At 50.7% G+C, this 8,133-nt stretch carries 11 protein-coding genes and 1 tRNA gene; 11 read left to right on the top strand and 1 reads right to left on the bottom strand.

Going from position 1 to position 8,133, the window contains the following annotated elements; translation table 11 throughout:
* A partial coding sequence (locus ABYV26_RS15835) for a M23 family metallopeptidase (RefSeq protein ID WP_372682326.1) occupies window positions 1-686 on the top strand: 686 nt, incomplete at its 5' end.
* A 108-nt stretch (window positions 687-794) separates the two neighbouring features.
* Entirely contained in the window at window positions 795-1,100 is a 306-nt protein-coding gene (locus ABYV26_RS15830; RefSeq protein WP_372682325.1) for a hypothetical protein, read from the top strand.
* A gap of 81 nt (window positions 1,101-1,181) precedes the next feature.
* On the opposite strand, the gene hemL is transcribed toward ABYV26_RS15830, so the two are convergent.
* Window positions 1,182-2,465, bottom strand: a complete 1,284-nt coding sequence (gene hemL / locus ABYV26_RS15825; RefSeq protein WP_372682324.1) for a glutamate-1-semialdehyde 2,1-aminomutase — start codon at window positions 2,463-2,465, stop codon at window positions 1,182-1,184.
* 204 nt (window positions 2,466-2,669) lie between these two features.
* Here hemL and ABYV26_RS15820 point away from each other — a divergent pair, with 204 nt between their 5' ends.
* The 9 genes from ABYV26_RS15820 to ABYV26_RS15780 form a co-directional block, all read left to right on the top strand.
* A complete protein-coding gene (locus tag ABYV26_RS15820) occupies window positions 2,670-3,428 on the top strand; it encodes an RNA 2'-phosphotransferase (protein WP_372682323.1) in 759 nt (252 codons plus the stop codon).
* Window positions 3,429-3,517: 89 nt separating this feature from the next.
* A tRNA-Lys gene (locus ABYV26_RS15815) sits at window positions 3,518-3,594 on the top strand.
* A 344-nt stretch (window positions 3,595-3,938) separates the two neighbouring features.
* Window positions 3,939-5,366, top strand: a complete 1,428-nt coding sequence (locus tag ABYV26_RS15810; protein WP_372682322.1) for a cell envelope integrity protein TolA — start codon at window positions 3,939-3,941, stop codon at window positions 5,364-5,366.
* Entirely contained in the window at window positions 5,363-5,515 is a 153-nt protein-coding gene (locus ABYV26_RS15805; protein WP_372682321.1) for a hypothetical protein, read from the top strand. The genes ABYV26_RS15810 and ABYV26_RS15805 overlap by 4 nt, the downstream gene beginning before the upstream one ends.
* Window positions 5,516-5,542: 27 nt before the next feature.
* Window positions 5,543-5,893 (top strand): hypothetical protein, encoded by a 351-nt coding sequence (locus ABYV26_RS15800; RefSeq protein WP_372682320.1) that lies wholly within the window; start codon window positions 5,543-5,545, stop codon window positions 5,891-5,893.
* Between the two features lie 26 nt (window positions 5,894-5,919).
* Window positions 5,920-6,192 (top strand): type IV conjugative transfer system protein TraL, encoded by a 273-nt coding sequence (gene traL, locus ABYV26_RS15795; protein WP_155306243.1) that lies wholly within the window; start codon window positions 5,920-5,922, stop codon window positions 6,190-6,192.
* On the top strand, window positions 6,189-6,749 hold the full coding sequence (locus ABYV26_RS15790) for a TraE/TraK family type IV conjugative transfer system protein (protein WP_372682319.1): 561 nt from the start codon (window positions 6,189-6,191) through the stop codon (window positions 6,747-6,749). Before traL ends, ABYV26_RS15790 begins: the two co-directional genes overlap by 4 nt.
* Window positions 6,739-7,533 (top strand): type-F conjugative transfer system secretin TraK, encoded by a 795-nt coding sequence (locus ABYV26_RS15785; RefSeq protein ID WP_372682318.1) that lies wholly within the window; start codon window positions 6,739-6,741, stop codon window positions 7,531-7,533. The genes ABYV26_RS15790 and ABYV26_RS15785 overlap by 11 nt, the downstream gene beginning before the upstream one ends.
* A gap of 9 nt (window positions 7,534-7,542) precedes the next feature.
* Window positions 7,543-8,133 (top strand): hypothetical protein (locus ABYV26_RS15780; protein ID WP_372682317.1); only part of this gene is annotated, 591 nt, incomplete at its 3' end.

The following is an 8,133-nucleotide window of genomic DNA, read 5'->3' as shown; positions in this document are numbered from 1 at the left end:
CTTTTTCGAACAAATTAAGTGTATTAAATACTAAATTGGCTGAACTTGGTGATTTTGAACAAAAGATACGAATCATTGCCAACCTTGAACCCAACAATGACGGGTCGGGTATTTTTGGCGTGGGCGGCTCTGATCCGGAAGATCTGGACCCCACAACGATGATTGAACAGGACTACCAGGAACTTGTCAGAGATATGCACGTTGAAATCAATGAAATCGACCAGGCCTCCCATAACCAAAAAAATTCCTTTTCGTCTATCTTCAGCCAGTTGGAAGGAAAACGGAACCTACTGGCCGCCACCCCCTCGATCCGTCCGTTAAAAGGGTGGACATCATCACGTTTTGGATATCGGGAGTCACCCTTTACCGGTCGCCGTGAATTCCATCGTGGGCTTGACATCGCCACCCGTGCAGGGTCGCCGATCATCGCACCGGCGGACGGGCTGGTGACATTTTCCGGAAGCAGAGGGTTGATGGGCAATATGTTGACCATTGAACACGGGTTCGGAATGGTGACCCGCTATGGTCACACACAAAAACTGCTCAAAACAAAAGGCGACCGCGTAAAACGGGGTGAAACCATTGCCCTGGTGGGCAATACCGGTCGAAGCACCGGTCCCCACCTTCACTACGAAGTCCGCTTAAATGGGGTGGCCGTCAATCCAACGAATTATTTCTTTAACTGAAGCGCAAGAAAGGTTGTACAAAACCAGACAGAAAGTGGGTTCAGGCGATACAAAAAGACACAGAATAATCTGATAAAACGGCACCGTGGGTAAAAAGAAGGCTAAAAAATGAAAAAAACAGTTTTCTTGATGTTATCAGCGATGGCGATCTTATTTTGTGGATGCAGCACGGGTTCCAGTTATGGATTGCTGGGGACCGCAGACCCTGACCTTGGGTTGATCAACACCCCCACCCGGCCCACGATAGAAGTCACTTATCAACGCGGGGTGTGTATGCCTATTTCGGCCAATTCTTCCTTGAACGTCGATGTCGAATGCATTATCGAGTATGTCCAAAGAGATGGCTCCTTCGACGCGTTCGAAGCGCAAAATGACTCTCTACATCCATGGATCCACCTGAATTATTCCTTTTGACCCGACGTCGACAGCCGTTAATGAGCCAAAGAAACCCTCGCCAGCCCAATCGCCGGTAAGGGTTTTTTTGTTTTTATGGTTTTAAAGATCGGCAAAGACCCTCTCAGCCGCAGAGAGGGTTTGTTGAATGGCCTCGTCATCGTGGGCGGCCGATAAGAAAAACGCTTCAAATTGAGAGGGTGCCAGATAGATGCCGTTTTCCAGCATCCCTTGGTAGTAGGACGAAAATCGCTCTAAATCGGATTTTTTGGCATCGGCAAAACTTTTCACGGGATGATCGATAAAAAACAGGCCGAGCATCGCGCCCGACCGGGTGCATGAAACGGGGATATGGGCCTTATGGGCCAGTGATGCCAAACCAGTGATCAACTTTTCGGCCTGGGTGTCCAGGCTTTCGAAAAACCCGGGCCTTTTCAACTGCTTCAGCGTCGCTATGCCCGCGGCCATGGCCAACGGGTTACCGGACAGGGTACCGGCTTGGTAAACGGTTCCACTGGGTGCGATGTGCGCCATAATTTCACCACGGCCGCCGTATGCGGCCACCGGCAGCCCTCCACCGATAATTTTACCGAAGCAGGATAGGTCCGGGGTTATGCCGTAACGTTCCTGAGCCCCGCCAAAAGCAACCCTGAAGCCGGTCATCACCTCATCGAAAATGAGCAAGGCACCATATTTTTCAGACGTTTCACGAAGAGTTTCAAGAAACCGGTCATCCGGCAGGACCAATCCCATGTTTCCAGCTACCGGCTCGACAATGATGCAGGCAACCTGATCGCCTTTTTCAGCCATCACCTTATTCACCGTATCGATGTCGTTATAGGGAAGCGATAACGTGTGCTCGACAAAGGAGGCGGGAACACCTGAACTACCAGGAAGTTGCAGGGTAGCGACACCGGAACCGGCTTCCACCAAAAGCGAATCGGCATGTCCGTGGTAGCAGCCGTCAAATTTGATGATTTTATCCCGACCGGTGAAACCTCTTGCCAAACGGATGGCACTCATGGTGGCTTCAGTTCCCGAATTGACCATTCGCACCATATCCATCGAGGGAATGGCCTCGACAAGCAGTTCCGCCAGTTCTATTTCAAGTTCGGTTGGCGCACCAAAACTGGTTCCCTTCTCCAGGGCGGACGAGATGGCAGCGATTACCGATGGGTGCCGGTGACCCAGGATCATCGGGCCCCACGATCCGATATAATCGATGTACTGGTTTCCGTCGGCATCGAACAACCGACACCCGTCGCCACGGTCGATAAACAATGGATCCATTCCCACGGAACGGCAGGCCCTGACCGGGCTGTTCACGCCGCCAGGAATCAATTCCTGTGCCCTTTTGTATAACGCTGTGGATCTCTTCCTGTTCATTGCTGGTTATCCTTTCTGATTGAGCGGAATAAAACGGGTTGACTTTTTGGTTGTTGGATGCGGAAACTACCAAACACGGGCAGTCAGGTCAAGCCAGAGCGATAACGAGCACAGCTGACTGAGATCCGAAGGCTGAAGACTGGCCAGCCCTTTCCGATGAACGCTCAGTCTATTTGAAAACCCCACAGGCGCTTACGTCGACCGATGAAACACCGCCAGACCGTAGATAAACTAACAAAATTGATTATTTATATGCTTGGCCGACAACCTGATGAATTCGGCCTGCTGCCCGACGAAAATGGCTATGTGAAAATCAAAGACCTGATGAAATCCCTGGGTGAAGAACCCGGCTGGCGTCATGTGCGGTTGAATCACATCCGTGAAGTGATCTATTCTACCGGTTCACCGGCTCTTGAGATTGATGAGAACCTGATACGCGCCAGCGACCGAACCCGCCTTCTTTTACCGGAGATCGCGGAGGCCCTCCCCAAACTGATCTACTGCGCGGTTCGACGGCGAGCTTACCCCGTATTGCTGGAAAAAGGCCTAACCGCTGCCGTCACCGGCAATCGGATCATGCTGACCGGCGATATCGCCATGGCACAACGGCTTGGACGACGGATCGATACGTCTCCCGTCATCCTGACGGTACATGCAAAAAATGCCCGCAAAAAGGGAGCTACGGTATGGCGTTTCGGCAAACACTTATTCCTATCGGATTGCCTGCCGGTTGGCAGTTTCAGCGGTCCACCACTCCCCAAAATCCGACCGGCCGCGAAACCGGTGGAGATGCCCACATCGCAGGCGACGCCAAAGACACCGGGAAGTTACTATCTGGACTTGACCATTGATGCAACCATCAAAGATCAGGCAAAAAAAAGATCGCGTCAGCGCAAGAATGAATGGAAGCGGGATCGAAAACGAAGCAGTCGGAACAAGATCAACAGATGGCCGGATGATTAGAATCCGTCTATTTCGCCCGAACGAAAAAAAACGCATTGACATCAACCATCGCGGCTGTTACTAGACGCCCTTGTTTCGATAGACGGACAGGGCCGTTAGCTCAACTAGGCAGAGCACCTGACTCTTAATCAGTAGGTTGAAGGTTCGATTCCTTCACGGCCCACCAAAAAATACTAAGCGAAATCGGTTATTTGTACCGATTTCGCTTTTTTGTTTTTTAGGTACCTCTATCAAAAAAATGACAAGGAAATGACAAGTTGGGCGACCTTGTGATCGAACAGATAGATATTCAACATACCATTTCAAGGTTCTTTTATGGAATTTAAAGCCGAATGCCCGGGCCAATACGATGACATACAAGCCATTGCTAAGGTTTCCCTAAAAATTGTTGGCCCGAACCAAAAAATTTAAGTGGATAGGTGCAAGATGCTCCTTCCATCGGCAAAATCCACGCAGATAAAACCATCATCGAATTTGCTCAACCGTAAGTGTCCGTGAGGAGGGCAGTTCGTGAACGAAAATCACGCCCAAATCAATCCTACTTGCAAGCAAATGTTGAACTGCCGACTGACCGGGAATATCACCCCTATCAGCTGGTTTCGTAATATACTAACCGGCTCCGGCAAACCTGATGTGGTGGCCATCATCATTTTGTCGGATATCGTCTATTGGTACACGCCGATGATGACGCGGGATGAGCACACCGGCGATGTGATCGGCATTCAACAAAAATTCCAAGCCGACAAACTCCAGAAGACCTACCAGGAATATGCCGACATCTTCGGCTTTTCCAAAAACCAGATCAAGAACGCCATCGATAATTTATGCAACCAGGACCTGATCACCCGCGAGTTTCGTCATATCAAAACCGGGAGCGGCCTTGCGATCACCAACGTGATGTATATCGAGCCGATTTTCGACAATATCGTTAAAATATCCAATAAAATCAGATCCCCCCAAAAAGATAGGGGATATCCCCCTAAAAAGTTGGGGGATATCCCAGTAAAAAGTGAGGGGATATCCCCCCAAAAAAATGGGGGACCTCCCCCTAAAAAGTCAGGGGACCTCCCCCCAAAAAATGGGGGGACGTATACAAAGATTACTACAAAGAATTCTACAGAGAATACAACAACCACCACAACAGCATGCGAGGCGGCGGCTGTTACTTTTGAAAATTGTATTCCGGAACCCATCCGATCCGGCATCCCCGAAATCTACCAAGATCACAAAGACGTGTTGGCAAACCTCGAAACGTACCTGCAATCCCACGGCGAGCCTTATGTCATAACCGAACTCGACTATGCCGCAGCCCATTCGACCAAGGATGGCGGGTTTCCGGCATTCTTAAGGCGCTCGCTTGAAAACGGCTGGGGAACCGAGAACCTGAAGATTCAACAAGCCGCCCAAACCGAACAGCTCATTCAGCAGCGTCGACAAAGGGAAAAAGAGCTTGAGGATAGACGTACCGAACAACAGCGCCTGGCCGACATCGAAAAGCGGGATCGGCAGATCGATCAAAAATTTCAGGAAGCGCTTGAGCGCCTCACACCATCAGAACTTGACCGCATCGAAAAAAAAGCCTGGGTCGAAGCCGAGCAAAAAACCCCCGAACTCAGAGGGCAGCAAGGTCAGATGTTGGCGGCGGCAAAAGAGAAGCTATCCACCCTGCCGGATCATGAACGCGATTCGCTCTTTGAGGTCGCCAAAGCGTCTGTGCGCGCCGCCATCGGTGGTCTATTGGGAGAAAATCATCCCGGATTCCAGCGGGCAGTCGATAACCAGGTGCTCAGAGAAGTCCAGCAAAGGTACCCCCTTAAAACACCGCTGGCCAGCCTGCGGCAGGAGCGGGTCAAGACAGAGGCCCAACGCATCTTAAAAACCATCATCATCCACAGTCACGGCCTGTTAAAGATCGACAGGGCCGAGGAAACCACATGAAACGGCTTTTTTGCAAGATTGTCATTGCCGCTTTTTTGTTCGGCTGCTGCGGGGAGGCAACTCCCGTCAGAAGAGTTGACCCGCCAAAAGTCGCCGAGCCAAGAGAATTTCAAGGCAGCACCATCGTCGATTGCAAGAAAAATCCATAAACAACACCACCAAGGGAGGAGTCGATCATGCAAACCATCAGCAAAATGAGTGTCGTCGTCTATGTTTTGATCCTCGGGGGTTTGATCATCGGGCTTTGCCCAGCCCCGGCTTTTGCTTTCGAGGCCCCGGCCGAAGGAAGCTTTGCTTTCAGCGTCTACGATCTTTTCATGAACGACATCTTGACTGGCGCCATCGGTTTTGTCATCGCCGCCGGGTTGATTCTCTACGCCATTTTCTGGGCGGTGCGCAGCAACGTTTTCGGCACCATCGTTTGCGCCATCTGCGCCGGGCTGATCATCTTCATCGAAGAGGTCGTCATCTCCTTAGGGATATCCATTTCGGATATTGGGACCTTTACGGTCATAGGTCTGTTTTAACGATGTTGCTCTTTTAAGGACACCCGATGAGATATCGAATACCACGCTATTTGAACGAACAGGTAAGGTTTGTCGGGCTGCAAAGTGACGAATTTATTATCGTGCTTCTGTCTTTCTACTTTTGCGCCATCTTTCGCTTTCAATGGATGGTGCTGTTGCTGAACCTATCCATGGTGGCCGCATTCGTCTGGCTGAACCGCAATTTTCCCAGGGGCTTTATCCGGCATGTCGCCTATTTCAGCGGCTTTTATAAATTCGCCCACTATCCAGAATTCTTTGCCAACAGGTTTGTGGAATGAAACTTAAAATTTACGGCGATAAACTGGCCAATGCCATGGCCGAAAACGCCCTGCTCAAGTTTTGTCTGATTCTGCTGACAGGCATCACCATTTTCAACGCCATCGTGGCTTACCGCGCAATGAACAACCAGAAGGTGGTTATATTGCCGCCGATGGTGGATCATAAAATCGCGATCCGAGGCAACGACGCCGACGATGAGTACCTCAAGATGATGGGTCGATACGCGATCAAGCTGATATTGGATTATACCCCCAGCAATGTTGAGCAAAACTTTTCCGATTTCCTTAAACTGGCATCGCCTGGCGTTTTCAGTTCCATGCGCACCGGCCTGAACAAAATCATCGAAGAGGTGATCCGCCTGCGGGTCAGTTCCTCCTTTCACATCCACACCATCAAAAAATTGGGCAGCACCAACCGCATCGAACTTGTCGGCCTGCGGTCCAAGCATGCCGATGACGTGCGCATCGAAAGTGCAATCGAGCACCACATCATCGAATACGACATCGATGAAGGAACCTTCAGGGTAACGGGAGTGTCACAAAAAAATGGCGCGTAAACCACTATCCAAATTGGTCGTCGCAGGGCTGGTCGTTTTGCTGTTCCCGATCCTGTCCCAGGCATCTCAACCAACCCAGACAACAAAGGCTTCCGAAGACCCAGACAATTTCCGGGTATCGGAAAAGCTGACGTTGATCGAACTGGCCCCGGAAGCCATAAACCGCATCCACAGCAGCGAGCCAATCCAAAAAATCAACGCACCCCAAGCGCTCAGCCTGGAAGTGGAGTACCAGGGAAACAATGCTTTTGTCACCCTCGGCAAAAAAGCCAGACAGGGTGTGATTTACATCATTACCCAAAGCGGTGACGTTTTTTCATTGGAGATCATCCCTAAAAAGGGTCTCAAGGCCAGGGTCATCCATTTGGATTCACAAAGCCGCAAGGCCAAGGACAATCAGGTCAAGTTTGCCAGACTGGACCCGGAAACGGCTGCCGTTGATTTGATCCGCAACGCTTTTGCCGACACCATTCCCGACAACTTTAACGTGACCCCAAGCCACCAGGAAATAGAGGCGATCAAACATCTACGGATAACCTTGCGGCGAACAGTCAGCATCGATGGGGTGCCCCTGGCGCTAAACGAATACCGGGTCAGCCTCGCGCCTTTCTCGGGCCTTGCCGAGATGAAGGTGGATGAAAGCGCCTTTCTGGTTCCGAAGCTGACCCGCAAACCAACCGCCATCGCCCTGGGCAAGGATTTGAAACAGTTTGTGGACGGCAAGGCCGTGTTGCGTCCGGGTCAATACCTGCGCCTATTTATCGTCGAACACTCACACAATTGAGCCAATCCTATGAATAAACTCAAAGCGTGGTTCAGGGATTTAAAAAGCAAAGACAAGAGCCGGATCGTCAAGGCAGTCATCGGCGTGGCGGCAGTCATCCTGGTAATGAGCGCCTATCAATTCACCAGAAACAAAGATAAACGCATAAAAACCCGCACCGATATCAAACAAAACACCTTGCAGTTCGACGAACGAACCTTCGAGAAGACGATCTACAACAAAACCCGGGCCGATGTCGAAGGCCTGCGCCAGGAGCTGGTCGATTTTAAAAAGGAGATGCGGGACATGCTCTCCCAAAAAATCCAGGAGGTCGAAAAAACAGGACGTTACAGTGGCAAAATTACGGTACCAAACGGTTTCCCGGATAAATCCCCTGATCCAAAATCGATCAGAAGAATTCCCACCCAAAAACTATCCCTGACAGCGCCGCTGCCTGTGATCGATAAGTTTCAATTCAATGACGTTCCCCGACATAAAAAAAGCCTCATCAAGGAGCGCAGCCCGCGGCGGGGACACTCGAAACTCACCGAGCAAGATCAGCCCATCAAACAGATTGCGGTTTTTGAAAACCCCCATGCAGCCCAAGGCGATTTGCAAGTT

The organism is Desulfosarcina sp. (genome assembly GCF_041551955.1).
GTDB lineage: Bacteria > Desulfobacterota > Desulfobacteria > Desulfobacterales > Desulfosarcinaceae > Desulfosarcina.
The sequence above is the reverse complement of the archived record's forward strand: the minus strand, read 5'-3'. Positions and strand labels throughout refer to the sequence as shown.